This window comes from Paenibacillus sp. Root444D2 (assembly GCF_001426375.1).
Taxonomy (GTDB): Bacteria; Bacillota; Bacilli; order Paenibacillales; family NBRC-103111; genus Paenibacillus_E.
Genome location: NZ_LMEO01000015.1, coordinates 1 through 256 on the forward strand (window position 1 = coordinate 1; position 256 = coordinate 256).

A 256-nucleotide genomic window follows, 5' to 3' on the forward strand; every position below is an offset into this window, starting at 1 on the left:
TTCACCATGACAACATCTTTGCCCTTGTCAGCAAGCCAATTAGCAAGGTTATATCCATAGTGTCCCGTTGGTTCCATACCGATTATGACGTTCTTTAAATGATGCTTCTGCCCAATCTCATGGATCCATCGCTCTAATTTCATATAACCTTCAATTGTATTTGAGAAAGAAAGATGCCTCTTAGTAAGTATGATTCCTCGAAAATTTGTTGCTTGTGCGACATGTGTTTCTTTCGCTATATCGATTCCCACAATGA

Annotated in this window: 1 protein-coding gene; it reads right to left on the reverse strand. The window is 39.1% G+C overall.

Translation table 11 applies throughout. The annotated features are described in order from the left end of the window. A partial coding sequence (locus ASD40_RS11205; RefSeq protein WP_235549222.1) for an IS110 family transposase occupies positions 1-251 on the reverse strand: 251 nt, incomplete at its 3' end. Positions 252-256: the final 5 nt, after the last annotated feature.